Source organism: Nocardioides sp. WG-D5 (genome assembly GCF_054031175.1).
This window is the reverse complement of sequence record NZ_CM132928.1, coordinates 1,000,750-1,023,232: the sequence shown is the minus strand read 5'-3', so window position 1 is coordinate 1,023,232 and position 22,483 is coordinate 1,000,750. Positions and strand designations below refer to the sequence as shown.

Below are 22,483 nucleotides of genomic sequence, written 5' to 3'. Positions count from 1 at the left end.
GAGAGTCATCGATGACACGCCCAGGATTCGTTCTGGAGGTCGACGACCGTACGCCGCCCCTGCTCGTCCACGAGGGGCTCGGGTTCCGGCTGGAGGAGTTCCCGCAGGGCACCCGGGTGGTCTACCCGCCCGAGTCGCTGCCCACGGTGCCGGACGTGGAGGAGGCGATCCGGGAGGCCCTGGAGAGCCCGGTCGACTCCGAGCCGCTGCGCGAGCTGATGTTCCCGGGTATGCGGCTGACGATCGCCTTCGACGACCTCTCCCTGCCGCTGCCCACCATGAAGGCCCCCGACATCCGGGGCCGGATCATCGAGCAGGTGCTCACGATCGCCGCCGAGAAGGGCGTCGACGACGTCGAGATCATCGCCGCGCTCGCGCTGCACCGCCGGATGACCGACGCCGAGATGAAGCACATCGTCGGCGAGCGCGTCTTCCGCAGCTTCGCGCCGCAGGGCCTGCTCTACAACCACGACGCCGAGGACCGCGCCAACCTCGAGCACATGGGCGTCACCGAGAAGGGCGAGGACGTCGAGATCAACAAGCGGGCGGCCACCTCCGACCTGCTGATCTACGTCAACGTCAACCTCGTCGCGATGGACGGCGGCCACAAGTCGGTCGGCATCGGGCTGGCGTCCTACAAGTCGATCAAGCATCACCACAACGCCAAGACGATGGTCCACTCGCGCTCCTTCATGGACCACAAGCACTCCGAGATGCACTCCTCGGCCTGGCGGATGGGCCGGCTGATCGGTGAGCACGTCAAGGTGTTCCAGATCGAGACGACGCTCGACAACGAGGTGTTCGGTCGCCCCTATGACACGCTCCTGAAGCGCGAGTGGGAGTGGTCCTTGCGCGACCAGGCCACCGTGCTCGGCCTGCGCCGAGGCCTGGCCGTGGCGCCGCAGAAGATGCGCCACAAGATGTTCCACGACCTGCGCTCCAACTACGGGCTGACCGGGATCACCGCCGGCGCCGTCGAGCCGGTCCACGAGCTGACCGTGCAGCGCGTCCACCAGCAGCAGCGGGTCAAGGTCGAGGGGCAGTCCGACGTGATGGTGATGGGCGTGCCGTACCTCGGCCCCTACAACGTCAACTCGACCATGAACCCGATCCTGGCCGCCTGCATGGGCCTGGGCTACTACTTCAATTCCTACCTGCGGCAGCCGGTCGTCCGCGAGGGTGGCGTCGCGATCCTCTACCACCCGCTCGACGAGGGCTTCAACACCCTGACCCACCCCTCCTACGTCGACTTCTACGAGGAGGTGCTGGCCGACACGACCGATCCCGCCTTGATCGGGCCGAAGTTCGAGGAGCAGTTCGCGACGGACCCCTGGTACGTCCACCTCTACCGCACCTCGAACGCCTACCACGGGGTCCACCCGTTCTACATGTGGTACTGGATCGCGCACGCTCTCGACCACCTCGGTGACGTCATCTGGGTCGGTGGCAACCCGAAGGCCGCGGCCCGGATGGGCTTCCGGTCAGCGACCACCTTGCGCGACGCGCTGGAGATGGCCAGCTCGACCGTGGGGCCGTCGCCGTCGATCACCTATCTGCGCAACCCTCCGCACCTGCTGGCGGACGTCCGATGAGCGCCATCGTCGGTCGAGCCGGATTCGTGAGGAACGAGCGAATCCGTGTCGAGACCAACACAATCGGTTCGAGCGCGGAGGGGACTGTGTTGGTTTCGACACGCCTCCGCCTAGCGGCTCCGGCGGCTCAACCAGCGGGGGAGGCGGCACGATGAGCGGCTTCTGGAAAGAGACAGTCCGCGACATACGCCTGATGAAGCGGGGCTGGCGTTGGGGTCACCGGGCGCAGGTGCCGCGGTCGGCGGAGCCGTTCGTGCCGCCGGCGACGACGACGGTCTTCGACAACGAGTGGTCGCGCAAGCCCGCCGCCCGAGCGGTCCGAGAGGTCGCCCAGGCGGGGCTCGAGGCGGTCTTCCGGTCACAGGTGAAGACCCAGGTCGAGGGCCTCGACGTGCTCGACCGGCTCGAGGGCCCGGTGATCTTCGTGGCCAACCACGCCTCCCACCTCGACACGCCGCTCATCCTGCTGTCGCTCCCGGACCGGTGGCGACGCAAGACCGCGGTGGCGGCCGCGGCGGACTACTTCTTCGACACCTGGTGGCGGGCCGTGGGCTCCTCGCTGGTCTTCAACACGCTGCCGATCGACCGCCGTGGCGGCGCGCTCTCGACCCAGCCGGGGGAGGTGCTCGCCGAGGGCTGGTCGCTGGTCGTCTTCCCCGAGGGCACCCGGTCCAAGGACGGCACCGTCGGCCGGTTCCGGTCCGGCGCCGCCTACCTGGCGACGGAGTACGGCGTCCCGGTCGTGCCGATCGCCCACCGCGGCACCTACGCGGCGATGCCGCGCGGGGTGAACTGGCCCGAAAAGGACACCTCCGGGGGCCGCCGTCAGCTGACCGTACGCTTCGGGGAGCCGCTCCGCCCGGCCGTGGGCGAGTCGGTGCGCGAGTTCGCGCCCCGGATCCGGGCGGCGGTGTCGCGGCTGCTCGACGAGGACGCCACCGACTGGTACGCCTCGATGCGCCGCGCCGCCGAGCGCAGCACCCCCGACCCGGCCGGTGAGGAGATCGCGGAGTGGCGCAAGGTCTGGGCGGCCACGGAGTCGCCCGACACCGAGCCGGACAGGATCAGGGCCTGGCACCGCTGAGGATCAGGACCAGCGCAGCAGCGCCGCCACCGGAGCGTCGCCGAGCACGCTCGCGGGCAGCACGCACACCTCCGCGTCCGTGAGGACCGCGGCGGCGATGAGCGCCTCGCCGGCCTCGACCGGACCGGTGACCGGAGCCTCGCCGAAGGTGAGGCCGGGGTGGTCCGCCGGGTCGAGCGTGTGCCCGGCCAAGGCGCCCGGGTCGATCAGCAGGGTCTCGACGCGGCCGGTGACGAACGCGTCCGCGACGTCGCGTACGCCGGTGGCCGCGCGGTCGCCTCGGCCCCACGCCTCCTCGAGGCGGCGGACCAGGGCGGTGCGGCGGCGTACAACCCGGTCCAGCAGGGCGCTGCGGATCGCGTCGGCGCGAGCCTGGTCGCCGCCGTCCGCGGCACGCTGTCCGCTGGCCAGCTCGACCACCTCGACGGGCAGGTCGGCGAGGTCGGCGCGCAGCCGCCCCACCGAGGTCGGGTCGCCGCCGACGAGCACGAGGTCGTGACCGTGGTCGCGGATCAGCCTGGTCACCTCGGCGGCGACCTTGTCGGCGTTGTGGCGCCAGACGTTGTCGGTGGTCTGCTGCATCCGGTAGGCCGCCCAGCCGACGTTGTCCTGGGTCTTGTGCACGTGCTCGAGCTCGTCGCCCTCGACGGTGTTCGTGCTGGTCGGCTCCGGCAGGCCCGAGTCCCACAGGGAGATCTCGCCACCGGTGTGGTCGACCAGGACCAGGACGAAGGGCGTCGAGGCGTCGCGGGCGGCGATCCAGGAGCCGAGGTCGGGCAGCGCGTCCCAGGTGGCGACCTGGTTCGGCACCTCGGCGACGGCCACCTGGTCGTAGGCGATCCCCTCGGGCGTCGCGACGATGACGCGAGCCACCGGCGCCGGCTGCCGTACGTTCGTCTCCAGCCGCTCGGAGACCTGCGCCACGACATCCGGTGGCGCGCCCTGCGCGGAGAGCTCCTCGCAGGCGGCGCGCACGCGCAGCTCCTTGGCGTGGGCCGCGTTCTCCGAGTCCTGGCTGACATCGGCCAGCACGGTGGCGTACGGCCCCGGACGGGTCAACAGGTTGGTGAATCCAGCGGTGTCCATACCGGTGTGGTACCCACCTGCGGGGGATCTGACACGGGCCGGATCAGTCCGCCGCGCAGGTGACCTCGGTGACGTGCCACTCTTCGTCCTTGCCCTTCCCGGAGCGGGTGACCACGAAGGTGAACACCGACCGACCGCCGTCCGGGGTCAGCTCGACGGTGGCACCAGTCTCGGTGAGGTCGGTGGAGGTGATGCGTACCTTCTCCAGGTGGCCGCGGGCGTCCGCCGTCTTCTCGGTCGGCGGGGTCTGCACCGAGGGGCAGGCGCGGGCCCACTGCGCGACCAGCTCCGGCTTCGCCTCGACCGTCGTCCAGCTCGTGGTCCGGGCGAACCGGCTGGCCGCCGTCTCGGCCTGCTCGGTGGCGTGCTCGCGGAAGCGTGAGCGGGAGTAGCCGTAGCCGGCCACGGAGATCAGCACCCCGACCAGCAGCAGGACCCCGACCTTGAGCGCGATCTCGCGCCACTCGCTGCGTTGCACGGGATGTTCCTACCACCAGCGGCCCCAGGACCCGAACCGGCTCGCGGATGAGAGAGCTCTCATGGTCGTCTCACGATCACCTCACCGCGGGTCGAGATGGTTCTTGCATGGCGCCGGGAACACCCGGGGCAGAACCGAGAGGACGAATCATGAAGAAGCTTCCGATGTTGCTGGCGAGCGGGCTGGTCGGGGTCGTCGCGGCCGGTGCGATCACCTTCCAGAGCGCCGCTGCGGACGACGACCTCGCCAAGCGTGAGGAGAAGGTGGGCACCCAGGTGACCACCGTCGACGACGTGGACGACGACGACGCGGACGACGCCGCCGACGTCACCCGTGACGACGCCGGGAACGACACCGTGACCAACGGCACCGGCGTCACCCGGGCGACCAAGGACGCCACGCGGGACAACACCCGGGACAACACGCGGGACAACACCAAGGACGACAACACCCGCGACGACACCAACGACCGGACCAGGGACTGAGCTCGACGATGACCGACACCTGGGGCATCGTCCAGGGTGACGCGATCACCCCCGAGCTGACCGCGATGCGGCTGCTCGGGGGCGGCTCGTCGTACGAGGCCTTCCTGGCCTTCGACGAGGTCACCTACGGTCCTGTCGTGGCCAAGGTGCTGCGGCCGGGGCTGGTCGACAGCGAGACCAGCCGCAACGCGCTGCGGCGCGAGACCGAAGCGCTGACCAACCTGAAGCACCCGGTCCTCGTCCGCGCCCTGCGCGAGGACCTCGACGGCGAGCGGCCGTACGTCGTGATGGAGCACGTCGAGGGCCCGCGGCTCTCGACCCTGATCCGCCGCCACGGGCGCCTGCCGGAGCAGCAGTACCTGCCGCTGGCGCTCGACCTCGCCTCCGCGCTGCACTACCTGCGCCGCTCGGGGTGGGTGCACCTCGACATCAAGCCGAGCAACCTGATCATGGGCTCACCGGCGCGGCTGATCGACCTCTCGGTCGCCCGGCCCGTGGCCGCGGCCGCCGCGCTGCGCCACGAGATCGGCACCGACGCCTACATGGCGCCCGAGCAGTGCCTGCCTGGCGAGCTAGGCGAGGTCGGCCCCGCCTCCGACGTGTGGGCGCTGGGCGCGACCCTCTTCCACGCCGTCACCGGCGAACGCCCCTTCCCCCACGGCGACCCGACGGCCCCGGACCGCACCGAGCGTTACCCCCAGCTCGTCTCCCGCCCCGCCGCCCTACCCAGACGTACGCCGCCCGAGATCGTCAAAGTGATCGAGGCGTGCCTCGCTCCGGATGCCGGCGACCGCCCCGAGCCGTCCGAGATCGCCGAGACCGTCTCGCCCGCGCTCGAGCGGCTTCCGCGCGCCTCGCTGGGCGGCCTGCGGATCAGCTGATCCAACTCACGCTTCACTCGCGGTACAACATTGCTCCGCTGTAAGGAGCAGCAATCGGTCGTTCGCCCTACTGGATGGCCATCGAGAAGACGTGGAGCTGTTGAACCGTCCATAAGGCCAACCTTGGTGTCTACGGTGTCCGCAAGGTCCATGCCGAGCTCAACCGGGAAGGCTGTTGCGCCCGGGGGTTGATGGAGACATCGAAACCTGGAGGAGCGAGGAAGATGGCTGCGCAGCGTAAGTACCCGTTGGACTTGAGGGAGCGGGCCACGCGTTTGGCGGTGGAAGCGCGGGATCCGTCGGCGCGGGAGGCGAGGCCGCGATGACAAATGGCCGGTATGTCTGCCGGTATCTTGATCCACTCGGGCTGGGTGCCTTCGGTACGCCGGGACCTCAACCTGGTTGGTCCGCCTCCATGGCGTTCGTTCCCGAAAGGTCCACGGGTGACCGAGCGAGCCTCAGACTGTTCCGGCAGCGAGGTCGCAGCGGCAACGGCCGTCGTGTCGAACTAGTGCGTCGCCAAGAGCAAACCGGGTGCGGACATTGAAGTGCGCCATAAGCGACGAGACATCCTTACGCACCGTGCGAACCGACACGCCGACGGATCGAGCCACCTGTTCATCGGTTGCGTCAGATCGGAGCAATTCGACGACTTGTCGTTGTCTGGGGGTCATGCACTTGGCGATGATTTCTGGGGACATGTCCGCGCAGCCACAATCATTGCGCTGTGGCATGGAAACTGAATATAGGGGCCCATCTGGACTCGGATCACCAACGAGTGACTTGCGAATAGCTGATGCCTTCACTCTCCCGAGTGGACTGGTGGTATCCGTCTTCATCTTGGCCCTCCCGAGGTCAGAGATCGCCGCCCAGAAGGTCCATCGACTCGCGGCGAGTTCCGCAATCGTGAAGCAAAGTGACCCAGGTTGTCCTTGGAAATATCCAGTCTGGCGGCGTATGACGACAGACATGTCCACACGGTTAACTGGAAGCGACTATTGGGCGTTCTTGTCGTGTCGGAATCACGAATGGGCTGCAGGTTGCTGCAGGTTTATTTGATCTCGTTGCCGAGCCCCACCATCTGCGCCACGGTTCAGGTCTCTTGACTTGTGCTCAATCACGAGGAGGAACCTGATGAAAGAATTGAGTAGCGCTAGATCGCGCCTGTCTCCGATCCGGCTGGTCGGCTTGGTTGTGGTGGCGGCTGCTGCTGGCACACTGGCAGTCGCCGGCATGGCCCAGCCCGTGTCGGCGGCCGCCGCACCGATGACGATCGTGGCGCCGCCGGATGCGATTGCAGCCGGTGCTGTGATCGATCACGGCACCCCTGTCCTTGGAGCCGACGTCATCGTGTATGCGTGGCCGAAGGACTCGGTGCTTGATGCGCTCGCGGAGGGAGAGTCCGCTCCCCTCCACTACCTTGGATATGGCCAGACCACCAAGGGTGGCAATTTTGCCGTGTCGGCGAATCCTGCAACCATCCCAGCGGAAGTCCTCAACCCGGACGGGCGGATCGACCTAGAGATCCGCGTGGCTGACGCCACCCGTGAGGTGGGATTCAGCTACACCGTCGAGGCGCCCTCTGACGTGATGATTGCGTCGGAGTCACCCGCGTACACGGTCGCCGCTGCCGGGCCGGCCGCTGATCCAGAGGATCCTGCGGGCTCGACGACACCGCCCGCTCCGAACGTCCGCCTCGATCTCGGCACTGGAGTGGCCTTCGATGCTTCGAATGACCCTGCAGCATGGGTCGATGATGAAGGCAACACGTTCGGTGCGGCTCGGCGTGCTGAAGCGGCTGGGACTACTGTTTCGCCACGGAGTGCTCAGATGGACCGGGTCGCTGCTGGTGGTATGTCAACGATGGAGACCTGCGTCACGACCGCCGGCGCCTACATCCGCGATCGTCCTGAGCGATTCGTCAACGTCTACGGTTGGTCGGGAGCTAAGGTGAAGGTCAGCGAACTCAGTGGATCGGACCACACCTTGGGGGTAGCTGTGAGCAAGAGCAGCGGCTGGTCCAGTTACGGAACTAAGACGAAGTCGTTCAGCGCAGGATCCAGTTGGTCGAACCTGACGAACATGGGCGTGAGGAATCGAGTCAACTACCGCGACTACCACAGCAGTTGCTCTGCGTGGACGTATCGCCGCCCGGTTGGTTACTCCGACTTGCTCGACAGCACATCGCCCGTGATTTCTCATAAGTACCACAGCGCCTACTGCACACGGAAGATCGCCGGTCAAGAGTGGCACACCGGTTCCGCGAAGAACCAGACTTTCGGCACGGGTGTCGATGTCGGGCCGATCAACGTTTCCGCTCAGTCCGGCTACGGGTCCAGCCAGGATCTCTATTTCAACTTCAGCTCCGAGACCCGGTTCTGTGGAAACAACTCAAACGGCCTTCCGTACTCAAGCAGCGTCGAAGGCCACGACCACCCGTGACCAATAGGCAATGCACCAAGCGACTCCTCGCAGCGATCTCTCTCGTGCCCTTGACCGTTGGGTGCTCACTGCGAGGAGACGCGGTCAAGCTGACGCTCCCTTCCGGCGAACAGTGGATCTATACCGGTATTCCATTGCTGGAGGTCAACCAACCAGTGACGATCGGGATCGACGGCGTTGTCTGCACCGACCGTCCCGGCACGTTGGACGTGACCGCCGTGCGGGCGGAGGACCCGACCAGCAACTTCAGGGTCGAGGACTACGCGGTGAGACCGAACGCGGCAGTGTCTGGTGGGGAGGCCCTAGGAACTGCCTACGGAGACATCGAAGCGGCTCAGTTCCAGGCGGGCCAAACGAAGGTTGACCGCACTTGCGGCGAGGGTGAAGACGGAGGAGGGTACGAGATCGCCATTCAGCTGACACGAACCGGGCCGGGGCGCGCCTACAGTCACGCGTTCCTTCTGGACTGGGAATCAGATGGAGCCGAGGGCACGCTGCGAGTGCCCTACGCGGTGGTCCTCTGTGATCAGACCCCGGCGAAGAAATGCGACGAGCGGAAGCGCCTCATCGATTCTGAGTGAACGTCGGCCAGGGCCACTTTGATGGCCGTCAACGGTGGCCGCGCTGGGATTCAGCGCGGCCACCGTTCAGCATCGAGACCGATGCAAACTGGCTCTTCTCAGATCAGGTGGGGGCGTCTGGTGATGTCGGAACCGTGACTGCGGGACCGTGAAGCAGAAGTACCCGGCTCGGGATCGGGTCAGGGCTGGAAGCGGTAGCCCATGCCGCGGACGGTCTCGACCCGGGCCGAGCCCAGCTTCTTGCGCAGGTAACCGACGTAGACGTCGACGACGTTGGAGCCGGGGTCGAAGTCCATGCCCCAGGCCAGGTCGAGCAGTTGCGCGCGGGAGAGCACCTGACCCGGATGCCGCAGCAGCACCTCGGCCAGCGCGAACTCACGCGCGGAGAGGTCGGTCTCGCGCCCGTCGACCCGCAGCCGCCGCGTACGCAGGTCCAGCGCCACCGAGCCGGAGCGGAGCTCGCCCACCTCGGCGTCGGTGTTGTCCTGCTGCCGCAGGCGTACGTTGATCCGGGCTCGCAGCTCGGCGAAGCGGAACGGCTTCGCGAGGTAGTCGTCGGCGCCGCCCTCGAGCGCGGAGACGGTGTCGTGCACGGAGTCGCGGGCGGTCAGCACTACCACCGGCATCCGGGACCCCTGGGCGCGCAGCTGGTCGAGCACCTCGAAGCCGTCGATGGTCGGCAGCCCGATGTCGAGCACCATCAGGTCGAAGGCGCCGCTGAGCGCCTCCTCGAGCCCTTCGAGGCCGTCGGCGACGGTGGTCGTCTGATGGCCGTCGGCGCTCAGGCCCTTGGCCAGGAAGGCCGCGATGCGGTCCTCGTCCTCGACGATCAGGATGCGGGCCATGCCTCTCCTTCGTGTGGGTCGCGGGGTGCGGGGAGGGTGATGGTGAAGCGGGCGCCGGGCGGTGTCGCGTCCTCGACGCCGACGGTGCCGCTGTGGGCCGTGGCGATGGCGGAGACGATGGCCAGGCCGAGGCCGAGCCCCGGCCGGTCGCCCGAGCCGGTCTCGGAGCCGCGGGCGAACCGCTCGAAGATGCGCTCCCGGTCCTCGGCGGGCACGCCGGGGCCGGTGTCGCGTACCCACAGCCGCAGGGTGCCGTCGACGGTTGCCGAGCCGACCGCGATCCGGTCGCCGGGCGCGGTGTGGCCGACCGCGTTGTCGCACAGCTGCAGCATCGCCTGGGTGACCCGCTGCGGGTCGAGGCGCCAGGTGCCGGGGGTGGCCGCGTCGAGGTGCCAGTCGCGGTCGGCGAGCGCGCTGGCCTTGGCGAGGATGTCCTCGGTGAGGGTGTCGACGTCGACCTCCTCCATCGTGAGGAAGTCGGGCCGGTCGTGCTTGGCGAGCAGGATCAGGTCGCCGACCAGCCGGCTCATCCGGTCGACCTCGTCGAGCGCGAGCCGCCGGGTCTGCTCGACCTCGGCCGGGTCGGACTCGTCGAGGAGCTCGAGGTGGCCGCCGATGATCGTCAGCGGCGTACGCAGCTCATGACCGGCGTCGTCGAGGAACTGCCGTTGGTCGGAGAACGCCTGCTCCAGGCGGGCCAGCATGTCGTTGAAGTTCCTGGTCAGGGCCGAGATGTCGTCGTTGCCCGACTCGGGCAGGCGGGCGGAGAGGTCGGTGGCGCTGATCGCGCCGGTGGCCTGCCGCAGCCGGGTCAGCGGGGCGAGCAGCCGCCCGGACTGCCAGGCCGCGACCAGGGTGACCAGCAGGGCGAGGAGACCAGCCACGATCGTGTAGGTCCGCATGGTGCTGCGCAGCTCGGCACGGTCCTCGTCGAGGTAGGAGACCACCAGGAGGGCACCCTCGGTCGTGCCCGTGGCGGTGTCCTGCCGCACGGGCTGGCTGGTGATGCGTACCTCGCCCTCGGCGGTGTCGAGATAGGTCGTCCCGCCGTCGTCGACGACGCCGGCGACGGCCCTGCTGAACCGCGCCGTGGAGATCAGCGGGTCCTCGGGGAAGTGCGCGCGCGGCTTGCCGTCGACCCAGGCGACGAGGAGCTCGTCGTCGTCGGGCACGTTGCGGCTCAGGAACGTCCGCAGCAGGCCCTCCACGTCGTACGGCGCCCGGGTCTCGGGGTCGATGCCCTCGGTACGCAGCCGGGAGAACTCGTCGAGCTCCTGCTCCATCTCGCGCGTGGTCGCGGCGTCGACCCGGCCGAGCTCGACGGCGTAGACGATGAGACCGGCGCCGGCCAGGGCGAGGGTGACCAGGAGGGCGACCGAGGCGGTGATCCGGGCGCGTACGGACAGCCCCCGGCGAGGCGGTGGCGTCGTCCCGGGAGCCTGAGGGTCAGTCGTCGTCATGGCGGTCGTCGCGGTCATCGTCGTCATCATCATCGTCGACGGGACCGGGGGTGACGACCGGGACACCCGAGGGGTCCGTGCTCGGGGACGATCCGGAGCTCGGCGAGGACGGCGAGGCCGACTGCGAGGGCAGCACGACGGGCTCGCGCGGCGGTGGGTCGTTCTCGGAGGCTCCGGCGAGGGAGCCGGCGAGGTAGACGCCGACCGCCACGAGCACGACCAGCGGGAGGACGAGTTTCAGGGTGCGGGACATGACCCTCCGATAGTGCCTGACGACCTGTCCGAAGTGGGGGTCCATGAGAGACCTCTCATCGATACAGTGATGCGGGTCACCACTTGCACCTGGAGGTAACGCCCGTGTTCGTCCCGTTCAGCGTCAACGACTTCATCGACCGTGCCGCATCCGTCTACGGCGAACGGGTGGGCATCGTCGACGAGCCCGACCAGCCGGCGGCCTCCCTCGGGGAGGTGACGTACGCCGAGATGAAGGCGCTCGCCAAGCGGATGGCGGCGAAGCTGGACGAGCTCGGCATCGGGGTGGGGGAGCGGGTCGCGATCGTCTCCCACAACTCGGCGCGGCTGCTGACCGCGTTCTACGGCGTCTCCGGCTACGGACGGATCTTGGTGCCCGTCAACTTCCGCCTCCGCCCCGACGAGGTCTCCTACATCGTGGAGCAGTCGGGCGCCTCGGTGCTCTGGGTCGACCCGGAGGTCGACGAGGCGCTCAAGGACGTGACCGCCAAGCACCGCTTCGTGCTCGGCGACGACGCCAACCTCTACGCCGCCGAGGGCGTTGAGCCGGAGCCGTGGGAGCGGGACGAGAACGCGACCGCGGCGATCAACTACACCTCCGGCACCACCGCCCGGCCCAAGGGCGTGCAGATCACCCACCGAAACATCTGGACCAACGCGCTGACGTTCGGGCTCCATGCCGGGCTGACCGATCGCGACGTCTACCTGCACACGCTGCCGATGTTCCACGCCAACGGCTGGGGGATGCCGTTCGCGGCGACCGGCCTCGGCATCAAGCACATCGTGCTGCGCAAGGTCGACGGGATGGAGATCCTGCGCCGCGTACGCGACCACGGGGTCACCTACATGTGCGCCGCCCCGGCGGTGGCGGCCGCCGTGCTCGACGCGCTGCCGCAGTGGCAGAAGACCGAGGGCGAGATCCCGGGACGGGACAAGGTGCGGATCATCATGGCCGGCGCTCCGCCGCCGACGAAGACGGTCGTCCGCGTGCAGGAGGAGCTCGGCTGGGAGTTCATCCAGATCTACGGCCTCACCGAGACCTCGCCGCTGCTGACCATCAACCGCACCCGTGCCGAGTGGGACGACCTCGACCCGATGGAGCGCGCCGCGAAGCTGACCCGCGCCGGCGCGCCCGCGATCGGGGTAAGCCTCGACATCTCGCCCGATAAGGAGGTCCTGGCGCGCTCCAACGTGGTGCTCGAGGGCTACTGGGAGAAGCCGGAGGAGACCGAGAAGGCGCTGGCCGACGGCTGGTTCCACACCGGCGACGGCGGCAGCATCGGCGACGACGGCTACCTCACCATCTCCGACCGGATCAAGGACGTGATCATCACCGGCGGCGAGAACGTCAGCTCCGCCGAGGTGGAGGACGTCCTCTTCCTGCACCCTGCGGTCGCCGAGGTCGCCGTCATCGGCATCCCCAGCGAGAAGTGGGGCGAGACCATCCTCGCCCTCGTCGTCCTCGCCGAGGGCGCGCAGGCGACCCAGGAGGAGCTGATCGCCTGGTGCAAGGAGCGCGCCGCCGGCTACAAGGCGCCGACGGTCGTCGAGTTCCGAGACTCCCTGGCGCGTACGGCCACCGGGAAGCTGCAGAAGTTCAAGCTCCGTGAGCCCTACTGGGGTGACCGCGAGCGCAAGGTCAACTAGACGTCCGGCGGGTCGCTCAGGCCGTCGCCCTGGGGCGACGCCGGGCGGCCCGACGGATCACCGAGCCCGGCTTCGAGGCCAGGAGCGGGTCGAAGTCGTCGGTGATCGGGGTCAGGTCGGCCTCGTCCACGAAGACCGCGCCGTCGCGTACCTCTGCGACGAGGTCGCGACCGAGCACGGCACCGGCGGTGCCCATGCCGCCCCAGATCGTGGCGTTGATGCCGAACATGTGCTCCGTGCTGCCGCCGGCGAGGAACAGCCCCGGGATGTGGGTGGTGACCCGCGGCCGGAAGGGGCCGAGGTTCCTGATCAGCGGCGCGATGCCGTAGCACGAGCCGTCGCTGGTCAACGTGAAGCGCTCCTGCGTGATCGGCGTGGAGGCCTCGCAGAAGACCATCCGCTCGCGGATGTCCGGGATCATCAGCTCGGCGGTGTCGAGCACCCGCTGGGTGAGCTCCTCCTTGAGCTGGAGGTAGCGCTCGTCACGGCCGTACGACGCTCCGTCGGTGGGGTCCTCGGAGACGTTCCAGAACTCGTGTCCCTTCGGCGCCCAGCTGACCAGCTCGAGCGTGGAGTAGCCCGCCGGCGCCGAGTGCGTACCCTCCGGGTCCTTGGCGGTGGGGCAGCTGATCCCGACGGGCATCTGCTCAGGACAGCGGCCCGCCTCGACCTCGCGGTAGTAGCCGTCGACGTCGTTGGTGGGCCACACCCACGCCAGCGGCGGCGTGCCGCGTTCGCGCAGGTCGACGTCGAGAGCGACGTAGGCCGCGAACATCGGCAGCGTCATCTCCAGGTTCTGGAGCCGGCGCCGCAGGCGGCGGGTCAGGTGCTCGTCGCCGACCAGGTCGGCCCAGGTCTTCTTGAAGTCCGCGGCGGAGACGACGGCCTCGGCGCGGATCTCCTCGCCGTCGGCCAGACGTACGCCGACCGCCCGTCCGTCCTCGATGAGGATCCTCTCGACGCGGGCCTTGGTGCGCACCCGGCCACCGTGGGTGGTGATCACGTCGGTGAGGTGGGCACCGATGACCTGCCCGCCGCCGCGCGGGTAGTAGGCGCCGGCCTGGAGGTAGTGGTGGAGGAAGCCGGCGTGCATCGCGGTGGGTGTGCGGTAGGGCGGCCAGGTGTAGTCGCCGTTCTCGGCGAGGATCACGGCCTGCGCGTCTGCGCTCAGGCCGCAGGCGTCCATCAGCTTCGTGATCGGCCGGATGCCCCAGCGCAGCAGGTGGTAGGGGCGCAGCCGCGGCTGCTCCCCGGCGGCGATGATCCGCATGATCCGTACGCAGCGCCGCAGCCCGGCCTCCTCGCCGGGGAAGGCCGCGATGAGCCGGGCGAGGTAGGTGTCCCAGCCCGTCGGCGTCTGGAAGGTGGTGCCGGGGATCATCACCTGACAGTGGCCCTCGGGTCGCTGGCGCAGCCACTTGATCCGCTCGGTCAGTGCGAGGCCGGACAGCGCGGTCTGCATCCGACCGCCGGGGCCGCACTCGCCGACGTAGTGGGTGCCGACGTCGAACTCGAACTTGTTGCCGGCGCGCCGGAAGACCTGGGTGCTGCCGCCGACGACCTGGTTGGCCTCGAGCACCAGGACCCGCTTGCCGTTGGCGGCGAGGTAGGCGCCGCAGGTGAGGCCGCCCGGCCCGGCGCCCACCACCACGGCGTCCCAGGTGTGGTCGTCGGCCTCGTGGCCCGAAGTGAGGGGTGTCGCGGTCTGCGTCATCACGGGTCGCTTTCGGAGCAGTAATTTGGAGTCGGACTCCAGTTAACTCGTTTCGACCCGTTCCGCCAAGTCCCGCCGTCCGTCAGGCAGGCGGCGGAGCCTGGATCAGACCCTCGAGCAACACCAGGCCGGCTTCGATCACGGCCAGCTCGACGCGCTCGGGCTCCAGCGCCAGGGCGTCCCGGCGCAACGCCAGCGCGGCCACCCCGTTCCAGGATCCGAAGAGGAAGTAGGACAACAGCTCCGGATCCACCTTCCGGATGGCGCCGGAGTCCACCGCATCGCGGATGCTCTGCTCGAACTCGCGCCGCAGCTCGCTGAACCGCTCGACGACCTGGTCCTCCACCGCCGACCGGGGGCCGCGCTCGCCGGTGACCATCAGGTACTTCACGACCGACGGGTGCTCCAGCAGCAGCCTCAGGTAGGCCGACCCGACGCCGGCGAAACGCTCCAGCGGAGTCGTCTGCGCGGCGTAGGCCGACCGGAGCGTCTCGGTGGCCACCGTCAGCAGTCGCTCGGTGACGGCTGCCATCAGCCCGTCCTTGGTGCCGAAGTGCACATAGACCGAGGCCGGAGAGATCCCCGCGAGGGCGGCTACGTCCTCGATCCGGATCTCCTCAGGGGCGTGCTGCGACAACAGCTGCTCGGCGGCCTCGAGCACCCGGGCGCGGGTTCGCTCCCGCCGGCGCGTCCCGCGCGCCGCGGCGTCGCCGGCCTGATCCTTCGGTTTCTGGGCGTCCTTCACCCGATCAGGGTAGGGCGCGGGCCGCGTGTCGAGTGGGCGCGTCTGTCCCGCGAGCCTGGGACAGTTGCGCCGACTCGGCGGGCTCTGGTGGGACAGTTGCGCCGACTCGCCGGGTTCTGGCGGGACATCAGCGCCGGGTCGGGGGCGCGGCGCCCATGGCGGCCTCGGTGGTGGTGTCGACCGCGACGGCGAGCGAGCCCCGGTAGCCGGCGCTCGGGCTGCCGGTGAACGTGCCCATCTCGAGGTCGTAGCCGTCGCTGAAGACGTTGTCGGTGTCGAGGCTGACCTTGGCGAGGTTGTCGGTCGAGCCCGTGTAGGCGTCGTCCGCGTAGACCTTGGTCAGCATCTTCTCCGGGAACGCGACCTGCGAGGTCGCGATCGCGTTCTCGCCGGTGGTCGCCGACTCGGCGTCGGGATAGACCTCGAAGTGCATGTGCGTCCAGCGGCCGTCGTAGCAGCCCGGGACGATCGTCGTGAAGGTCACCTGACCGTTGGCGTCGGCGACCTGGACACCGCGGAGGTACGTCTCGTCCTCGACGCCCTCGGAGTACATCGAGTAGCGGCCCAGTGCGTCGCACTGCCACAGATAGACCGCGGCGCCTTCGAAGGGCACGTCGTCGTTGGCCATGTCGGTGACCGTGAAGGTGAACCGCAGGGGCACGCCGTCGACGGTGGTGCCGCCGTCGAGGCTGGAGGTGATGTCGCTGCGTACGATCCCGGACTTGGTCAGCACGTTGGTGCCGTTGGTGCCGTCGGCCGGGTAGGGGCCGTTGGTCTCCTGCGGGATCTCGCCGTCGGCGGTCGTGGACGCGTCGGCCGCGGAGCCGCCCGTGGAAACGGAAGAGCCCGACGAGCCGGACGCCCCACAAGCGGCCAGGGCGGCAGCGCCGACGCCGACCCCGACGAGCCCGAGCACCCGGCGCCGGGTCAGCAGCGTCGAGATGTCGAAGCCGGCACCCTGGTCGACCACCTCCTCCTCGGGGCGGGCGAGCAGGCGGCCTTCGAAGGTGGGGCCTTCAGGGGTGTGCTCGGGTTCGGGTACGCGGCTCATCTGGTTCTCCTTGACGTCGGTCTGGTGCGTTGACCTGACTCTGACGTCCGGATCGGTGAGGATCTCGTGCCCCGCCTGTGAGGTTCCTGTGAAGCCGCGGCGGATCAGCCGACGCCCGGACGTGGCGCGGACTGGAGCTGCTCGGCCTGCTCCTTGGACAGCTTCGAGGCGTAGCCGCAGTAGGTGCAGTCCATCCGGCGCGACCTGCTGACGGGGAAGAGCGGGATGAAGAAGAGGGTGAACTTGTTGACGTTCTCGAAGAGCCGCTGCGCGGCCCGCTGCCCACAGTTCGGGCAGACCAGCGAGAGCGTCGCGAGCAGCCGCGTGTAGGTCTTGAACCCGAAGATGATCATGCCCACGAGTCTTGCACGCGGTCAGAGCCGGTGGACCTCGCGACCGTCGACGTACGTGTGGGTCACCCGGGTCCGGCCGAGGACGGTGGGGTCCGGGCCGAGGATGTCGTGGTCGACCACGACCAGGTCGGCCGCGTACCCGGTCTCGATCCGGCCGGTGGAGTCCTCCAGGCGGTTCAGGTAGGCGGTGCCGGTCGTGTAGCCGGCGAGGGCCTCGGCGACCGAGAGCGCCTCATCGGGCAGCAGCGGGGCGGCGTCGGTGGGCTGGTCGGGGGAGCGGCGGTTGACCGCGACGTGCATGCCGAGCAGCGGCGCCGGGTCCGAGACCGGCCAGTCGCTGCCGCACGCGATCCGGGCACCCGTACGCAGCAGCGACCCGAACACGTACTGCTGCTCGCGCGCGGCCGGTGCCAGGAACGGCAGGGTGAGCACTTCCACCGCCTCGTCCAGACAGGCCCACAGCGGCTGGATGTTGGCGGTGACCTCGAGCTCGGCGAAGCGCGGCACATCGGCGGCGTCGACGACCTGCACGTGGGCCAGATGGTGGCGCAGCCCGTTGGCTCCGTTGGCCGCACGCGCGTGCGCGATCGCGTCCAGGCTGTCGCGGACCGCTCGGTCCCCGAGGGCGTGGATGTGGGCCTGGAAGCCGTGGGCGTCCAGCGCTGCGACGTACTCCGCCAGGGCGTCGGCCGGGATGAAGGAGAGTCCGCGGTTGTCGGTGAGTCGGCCGTGGGTGTCCAGATAAGGAGAGAGCATCGCGGCGGTGTGGGTCTCGCAGACGCCGTCCTGCATCAGCTTCACGCTGGCCGCGTCCAGTCCCGCCTGGGCCGCGAGCGCACGGCGTACGACGAGCTCGGGCAGCTGCTCCAGGCCGCGGTCGCGGTCCCACCACTGGGCCAGGACGACCTTCGCGGTGAGCGCGCCGGAGTCCCGGGCGGCGATGTAGGTCGGCAGCGAGTCGGGCATGCCGAGACCGTCGCCGACGAGCGCGTCCTGCCAGCCCACGATGCCGACGGAGTGCAGGTGGCGCTGGGCGGTCAGCAGGGCGTCCGTCAGGTCCTGCGAGGTCGGGGCGGGCACCAGCGAGCCGACCAGCGCCATCGCGCCTTCGTGCAGCGCGCCGGTCGGGTTGCCGGAGGCGTCCCGCTCGATCCGCCCGTCGGACGGGTCCGGCGTACGGGCGTCGATGCCGGCGATCTCGAGCGCGCGGCTGTTCACCCAGGCCGAGTGGTGGTCGCGGTTGGGCAGGAAGACCGGTCGATCGGGAAGCAGGCGATCGAGCGGCGAAGCATCCGGTACGCCGCCGGGGAAGGAATCCATCGACCAGCCGCCCCCGGAGACCCAGGCACGCTCAGGGTTGGCCGAGGCGTAGGACTCGATGGCGTCCAGATACTCCTCGAGCGTGGACAGTCCGGTCAGGTCGCACTGGTTCATCTCCAGCCCGGCCTGGACCGGGTGCACGTGCGAGTCGTGGAAGCCGGGCAGCACCCAGCGGCCGTCGAGCTCCTCGACGACGGTCTCGGGACCGACAAGTGAGTCGAGCGACGGGCCGACGGCCGCGATCCGCCCGCCCCGGACGGCGAGGGCCACGTCCTCCCAGCGGCCCTCGCGCAGCACCCGGCCCCCGCGCAACAGCAGCTCCGCAGGGAGAGCCTGTTCCCCCATCAGGCCACGGCCATGGTGTCGGTGACCGAGGAGCCCGAGCGCTTGAGCACCCGGGCCACAAGGCCGAGAACCAGGAGCGTGAAGACCAGCAGGATGGTGGAGACCGCGGCGATCTCGGGCTTGAGACCGGAGCGGACCGAGGAGAGCACGTAGACCGGCCACGAGGTCGTGCCGGAGACGTTGATGAACGAGGAGATCACCGTGTTGTCGAGGCTCAGGGTGAAGGCGAGCAGCCCGCCGGCCAGGACCGCCGGGCCGACCAGGGGCAGGGTGACCTTGAAGAACGTCGCCACCGGCCGGGCATAGAGGTCCGCCGACGCCTCCTCCAGGGACGCGTCCAGCCCGACCAGGCGGGCCCGGACGATGTAGGTCACGACCGCGGTCGCGAAGAGCGAGTGACCGATCACGAGGCGTACGTAGCCGTTGTTGAAGGGCAGCAGCGACCAGTCCTGGCCGAGCGTCACGAACCAGGGGAGCAGCGCGATGCCGTCGACGATCTCGGGGGTGACCGAGACCAGCAGCAACAGCAGCGTGAACGGGCCCGTCCAGCGGCCCGGGAACCGGGCCATCGCCATCCCGGCCAGGGTGCCGAGCGCACTGGCCAGGATCGCCGCGATCACGGCGGTCTGCAGGGAGACGGCGACGGTGTGGCGTACGGTCGGCCGCTCGATGATCGCCGTGAACGGCTCCAGGCTGAAGCCGTCCCAGGCGGTCAGCAGGCGGCCGCCGTTGAAGGAGTAGATGCCGATCACGATGATCGGGGCGAACAGGAAGACGAAGACCAGCGTGGTCCACACGCCGAGCGCGAGATTGGTTCCGGACGGCCTGCTCATGCGGTCGCCACCTCCTTCGTTCCGACGACCTTCGTTCCACCGACGTTCGTTCCGATGACCAGTCTGGTCCGGCGCCCGACGAGCCAGCCCACGCCCCACAGCAGCGCGATGGCGAGGACCACGACGAGCATGGTGAGCAGGATGAGCACGACCGCCATCGCCGATCCCAGCGCCCAGTTCTGCGCGGTCAGGAACTGGCTGGCGATGAGCGAGCCGACCATGGTGCCCTTGGCGCCACCGAGGACGGCCGGGGTGACGTAGTCGCCCATCATCGGGATGAAGACCAGGATCACGCCGGCGACGATCCCGGGCCGCGCCAGTGGCAGCGTGACCTGGAAGAACGTCCGCACCCGGCCGGCGCCGAGGTCCTTCGACGCCTCGCCGAGGGCGCCGTCGACGCGATCGAAGGCGACGTACAACGGCAGGATCATCAGCGGGAGATAGTTGTAGATCAGGCCCAGCAGCACCGCCCCGCGGGTGTTGAGCAGGTCGTGCGGGTCGCCGACCAGGCCGACGTCGGTCAGGAACCCGGCCAGGGCGCCCTCCGAGGAGAGGATCACCTTCCAGCCGATCGTCCGGATCAGGAACGAGGTCCAGTAGGGCACCATCACCAGCGCGACCAGCAGCCCACGACGGTGCGCGGGGACCTTGAGCGCCATGTAGTACGCAGCGGGCAGCGCGATCAGCAGGCAGGCGATCGTCCCCAGCACGCTCATCCACAGCGTCGCCCGGAAGATCGTGAAGAAGGTCGGGCTGAACGCCTCGGCGTAGCGTTCCAGCGACATCACCGCGTTGCTGTGGGTGCCGAACATCCCGGGCTTCTCGCCGAGGCTGAACCAGGCGATCTGCAGGAACGGCACCACGAAGAAGACCGTCAGCCACAGCCACGCCGGGACGGCGAGGACGAACCCGGGAAGCCTGCTGGACGCGCTCCTAGGCACTGGCGGCGGCCTTCAGCTTGTCGTAGACCTCCGTACGCCGGTCCTGGGCCTCGTTGACCGCACCGTTCTTCATCGTGGCGAGCTGCTCCTCGGTGAAGAAGATCATCTCCGGCAGCTCGACGTTGCGCTCCTTGGCCATCTCCTCGATGCCCACCGCGCCGGTGTTGTAGCCGATGTAGTCCATCTCCAGGAAGGAGTTCTCCGGCTCCAGCACGTAGTCGAGGAACGCGTGCGCGGCCTCCGGGTGAGGGGCGCCGGTCGGGATGCACCAGTTGTCCATCCACAGCTCGGTCGTCGGGCCGGGCAGGACCCACTTCCAGCGGTCGGGCTGCTTGTGCTCGAGGATGCCGAGTCGGGAGTCGCCGTTCCAGTTCTGCATGAGCGCGAAGGTGTTCTGCTGCATCGCGCCGGTGGCCGGGTAGGAGTCGAAGCCGGCGATGTGCGGCGCCCACTTCTCGACGGCCTCGGCCTCGTAGGCGTCGTAGTCGGCCATGTCCTCGGTGTTCCAGTCGATGCCGTTGGCCCAGAAGTAGAGGCCGGAGACACCCTGCGGGTCGTCGAGCAGCGAGGTCTTGCCCGAGGCCTCGTTCTGCATCGCGTCGATGAAGTCGTTCCAGGTCACCAGGTCGCGCTTGATCACGGTGGTGTCGTAGACGAATCCGGTTGTGCCCCAGCACTTGCACACCGAGTACTCGTTCTCCGGGTCCCAGTCCTGGCCGAGGAACTGCGGGTCGACCTTGGAGATGTTGGGGATCAGGTCCTTGTTGAGCGGGACGATGATCTCGTTCTCGATCAGCTGCGGGATGTAGACGCCGGTCGGCACCACGATGTCGTAGCCGCTGGTGCCCTTGGCCGCCACCAGCTTCGAGATCAGCTCCTCGTTGGAGCCGTAGGAGTCGAGGGTCACCTTGGGTCCGGTCTTGCCGAAGGCGTCGATCACCTCGGGGGAGTCGTAGTCGCCCCAGGTGTAGATCGAGAGCGACTTCTCGACCGGACCGCCGGTGGCGCCCGCGCCCGGCTCGACGGCGCTGGACTCGCCACCGCCGTCGGAACCACAGGCGCTCAGGGCGACGCCGGCACCGGCGAGAGCCGCCAGGCTCAGGAAGTGGCGGCGGGAGAGCTCCTGGCGGATCGCTCGCGCGCCGGCATGGCTGGCCAGGATGCGTACGTTGCCGTTCTTGTCTACAGGCTTGCTCACTGTGGGCTCCTAGCGGTGGTCGGGTCGAGTGGGGTGTCGAGGGGGAAGAGACGTACGTCCTCGGCGGCCCAGCCGCAGAGGACCGGGTCGCCGGGGGAGAGCCGGACGGCGCCGTGGGTGGGGCGGCGGATGAGGAGGCTGGTCTCGTCGGTGACCTTGACGAGGTACTGGATCACCTCACCCAGCGGAGAGACCTGCAGCACCTCGCCCGCGACGGTGTTGAGGCCCTCGGCCTGCGTGCCGGGCTCGATCGAGATCAGCTCGGGACGGATCGCGGCCTGGTGGGCCTCGCCGGGCTTCCCGTCGGGCTTGGCGGGACCCTCGACGACCACGAAGGGGGTCTCGACGGTGGTGCCGTCGGCGCTGACCTCGCCGTGCAGGAAGTTCTGCTGGCCGACGAAGCCGGCGACGTAGGCGCTGGCCGGCTGGTTGTAGACGGTGTCGGCGTCGGCGAGCTGCTCGATCCTCCCGGCCCGCATGATCGCGATCCGGTCGCTCATCGCGAGCGCCTCACCCTGGTCGTGGGTGACGAAGACGAAGGTGATCCCGAGGCGGGACTGGAGCAGCTTCAGCTCGAGCTGCATCTCCTCGCGCAGCTGGCGGTCCAGGGCGCCCAGCGGCTCGTCGAGGAGCAGGACACTGGGACGGTTGACCAGCGCCCGGGCCAGCGCCACCCGCTGCTGCTGGCCACCGGAGAGCTGCGTCGGCGAGCGGTCGGCGAAGTCGAGCATGCGCACCATCCGCAGTGCCTCGACGACCCGCTCACGGATCTCCGCCCTGGGCGTCTTGCGCTGCTGCAGGCCGTAGGCGACGTTCTCCGCGACCGACTTGTGCGGGAACAACGCGTACGCCTGGAAGACCGTGTTCACGTCGCGCTGGTAGGGCGCGAGCCTGACCACGTCCCTACCGCCGATCACGATGCTGCCCGAGTCGGGCTTCTCGAATCCGGCGATCATGCGCAGCGTCGTCGTCTTGCCGCAGCCCGAGGGACCGAGCAACGAGATGAACTCGCCGGCCCTGATCTCCAGGTCGAGGCCGTCGACCGCTGTGGCCTGGCCATAGGTCTTGGTCAGGCCGCTGATCGTCACCGAGCCGGAGGATGGGTCCGGGGTAGCTTTCGTGGTCATCGCTGCTCCAGTCGATTGTTCAC

At 69.0% G+C, this 22,483-nt stretch carries 22 protein-coding genes; 7 read left to right on the top strand and 15 right to left on the bottom strand.

Going from position 1 to position 22,483, the window contains the following annotated elements:
* Positions 1-11: 11 nt before the first annotated feature.
* Together ACWZJV_RS05030 and ACWZJV_RS05025 are read left to right on the top strand one after the other, a co-directional pair.
* Positions 12-1,592, top strand: coding sequence for a lactate racemase domain-containing protein (locus tag ACWZJV_RS05030; RefSeq protein ID WP_457180428.1), 1,581 nt, complete (start codon positions 12-14; stop codon positions 1,590-1,592).
* 193 nt (positions 1,593-1,785) lie between these two features.
* Positions 1,786-2,676: a lysophospholipid acyltransferase family protein gene (locus ACWZJV_RS05025; protein WP_457180427.1), complete on the top strand. Its 891-nt coding sequence runs from the start codon at positions 1,786-1,788 to the stop codon at positions 2,674-2,676.
* Positions 2,677-2,679: 3 nt separating this feature from the next.
* Here the strand turns inward: ACWZJV_RS05025 and ACWZJV_RS05020 are convergent, their stop codons facing one another.
* The gene (locus tag ACWZJV_RS05020) at positions 2,680-3,762 is read right to left on the bottom strand and encodes a baeRF2 domain-containing protein (protein WP_196873461.1); all 1,083 of its coding nucleotides are present in this window, start codon (positions 3,760-3,762) and stop codon (positions 2,680-2,682) included.
* 43 nt (positions 3,763-3,805) lie between these two features.
* Complete coding sequence (locus ACWZJV_RS05015; protein WP_457180426.1) at positions 3,806-4,240, bottom strand: hypothetical protein; 435 nt, start codon at positions 4,238-4,240, stop codon at positions 3,806-3,808.
* Positions 4,241-4,389: 149 nt separating this feature from the next.
* On the opposite strand from ACWZJV_RS05015, the gene ACWZJV_RS05010 reads away from it, so the two are divergent.
* Positions 4,390-4,725 carry a hypothetical protein gene (locus tag ACWZJV_RS05010; protein WP_457180425.1) on the top strand — a complete coding sequence of 112 codons (336 nt, stop codon included), beginning with the start codon at positions 4,390-4,392 and terminating at the stop codon, positions 4,723-4,725.
* A gap of 8 nt (positions 4,726-4,733) precedes the next feature.
* Complete coding sequence (locus tag ACWZJV_RS05005) at positions 4,734-5,606, top strand: serine/threonine-protein kinase (protein ID WP_457180424.1); 873 nt, start codon at positions 4,734-4,736, stop codon at positions 5,604-5,606.
* Positions 5,607-6,064: 458 nt separating this feature from the next.
* On the opposite strand, the gene ACWZJV_RS05000 is transcribed toward ACWZJV_RS05005, so the two are convergent.
* Positions 6,065-6,280, bottom strand: coding sequence for a LuxR C-terminal-related transcriptional regulator (locus ACWZJV_RS05000; protein ID WP_457181932.1), 216 nt, complete (start codon positions 6,278-6,280; stop codon positions 6,065-6,067).
* Positions 6,281-6,740: 460 nt separating this feature from the next.
* On the opposite strand from ACWZJV_RS05000, the gene ACWZJV_RS04995 reads away from it, so the two are divergent.
* Both ACWZJV_RS04995 and ACWZJV_RS04990 read left to right on the top strand, forming a co-directional pair.
* Positions 6,741-8,048, top strand: a complete 1,308-nt coding sequence (locus ACWZJV_RS04995; protein ID WP_457180423.1) for a hypothetical protein — start codon at positions 6,741-6,743, stop codon at positions 8,046-8,048.
* Between the two features lie 155 nt (positions 8,049-8,203).
* Positions 8,204-8,629, top strand: coding sequence for a hypothetical protein (locus ACWZJV_RS04990; protein WP_457180422.1), 426 nt, complete (start codon positions 8,204-8,206; stop codon positions 8,627-8,629).
* A gap of 179 nt (positions 8,630-8,808) precedes the next feature.
* Here the strand turns inward: ACWZJV_RS04990 and ACWZJV_RS04985 are convergent, their stop codons facing one another.
* From ACWZJV_RS04985 to ACWZJV_RS04975, 3 genes are read right to left on the bottom strand one after another with little or no spacing between them, the layout of a single operon-like run.
* Complete coding sequence (locus tag ACWZJV_RS04985) at positions 8,809-9,474, bottom strand: response regulator transcription factor (RefSeq protein ID WP_008358089.1); 666 nt, start codon at positions 9,472-9,474, stop codon at positions 8,809-8,811.
* A complete protein-coding gene (locus ACWZJV_RS04980; protein WP_457180421.1) occupies positions 9,459-10,952 on the bottom strand; it encodes a sensor histidine kinase in 1,494 nt (497 codons plus the stop codon). The genes ACWZJV_RS04985 and ACWZJV_RS04980 overlap by 16 nt, the downstream gene beginning before the upstream one ends.
* Positions 10,921-11,187 carry a hypothetical protein gene (locus tag ACWZJV_RS04975; RefSeq protein WP_457180420.1) on the bottom strand — a complete coding sequence of 89 codons (267 nt, stop codon included), beginning with the start codon at positions 11,185-11,187 and terminating at the stop codon, positions 10,921-10,923. The genes ACWZJV_RS04980 and ACWZJV_RS04975 overlap by 32 nt, the downstream gene beginning before the upstream one ends.
* A gap of 104 nt (positions 11,188-11,291) precedes the next feature.
* Here ACWZJV_RS04975 and ACWZJV_RS04970 point away from each other — a divergent pair, with 104 nt between their 5' ends.
* Entirely contained in the window at positions 11,292-12,833 is a 1,542-nt protein-coding gene (locus ACWZJV_RS04970) for an AMP-binding protein (protein WP_008358083.1), read from the top strand.
* A 16-nt stretch (positions 12,834-12,849) separates the two neighbouring features.
* On the opposite strand, the gene ACWZJV_RS04965 is transcribed toward ACWZJV_RS04970, so the two are convergent.
* The 9 genes from ACWZJV_RS04965 to ACWZJV_RS04925 all read right to left on the bottom strand — a co-directional run bounded on the left by ACWZJV_RS04965 (position 12,850) and on the right by ACWZJV_RS04925 (position 22,460).
* On the bottom strand, positions 12,850-14,547 hold the full coding sequence (locus ACWZJV_RS04965) for a phytoene desaturase family protein (protein ID WP_457180419.1): 1,698 nt from the start codon (positions 14,545-14,547) through the stop codon (positions 12,850-12,852).
* A gap of 82 nt (positions 14,548-14,629) precedes the next feature.
* Entirely contained in the window at positions 14,630-15,292 is a 663-nt protein-coding gene (locus ACWZJV_RS04960) for a TetR/AcrR family transcriptional regulator (protein WP_457180418.1), read from the bottom strand.
* A gap of 127 nt (positions 15,293-15,419) precedes the next feature.
* Positions 15,420-16,343 carry an intradiol ring-cleavage dioxygenase gene (locus tag ACWZJV_RS04955; RefSeq protein WP_457180417.1) on the bottom strand — a complete coding sequence of 308 codons (924 nt, stop codon included), beginning with the start codon at positions 16,341-16,343 and terminating at the stop codon, positions 15,420-15,422.
* Positions 16,344-16,447: 104 nt separating this feature from the next.
* Positions 16,448-16,696, bottom strand: a complete 249-nt coding sequence (locus tag ACWZJV_RS04950; RefSeq protein WP_040755044.1) for a zinc-ribbon domain-containing protein — start codon at positions 16,694-16,696, stop codon at positions 16,448-16,450.
* 21 nt (positions 16,697-16,717) lie between these two features.
* On the bottom strand, positions 16,718-18,361 hold the full coding sequence (locus ACWZJV_RS04945; protein WP_457180416.1) for an amidohydrolase: 1,644 nt from the start codon (positions 18,359-18,361) through the stop codon (positions 16,718-16,720).
* Positions 18,361-19,194 (bottom strand): ABC transporter permease, encoded by an 834-nt coding sequence (locus ACWZJV_RS04940; RefSeq protein WP_457180415.1) that lies wholly within the window; start codon positions 19,192-19,194, stop codon positions 18,361-18,363. The genes ACWZJV_RS04945 and ACWZJV_RS04940 overlap by 1 nt, the downstream gene beginning before the upstream one ends.
* Positions 19,191-20,135: an ABC transporter permease gene (locus ACWZJV_RS04935; protein WP_008358074.1), complete on the bottom strand. Its 945-nt coding sequence runs from the start codon at positions 20,133-20,135 to the stop codon at positions 19,191-19,193. Before ACWZJV_RS04935 ends, ACWZJV_RS04940 begins: the two co-directional genes overlap by 4 nt.
* Entirely contained in the window at positions 20,128-21,333 is a 1,206-nt protein-coding gene (locus ACWZJV_RS04930; RefSeq protein WP_196873470.1) for a polyamine ABC transporter substrate-binding protein, read from the bottom strand. The genes ACWZJV_RS04935 and ACWZJV_RS04930 overlap by 8 nt, the downstream gene beginning before the upstream one ends.
* Complete coding sequence (locus ACWZJV_RS04925) at positions 21,330-22,460, bottom strand: ABC transporter ATP-binding protein (RefSeq protein WP_378905918.1); 1,131 nt, start codon at positions 22,458-22,460, stop codon at positions 21,330-21,332. The genes ACWZJV_RS04930 and ACWZJV_RS04925 overlap by 4 nt, the downstream gene beginning before the upstream one ends.
* Positions 22,461-22,483 lie beyond the last annotated feature (23 nt).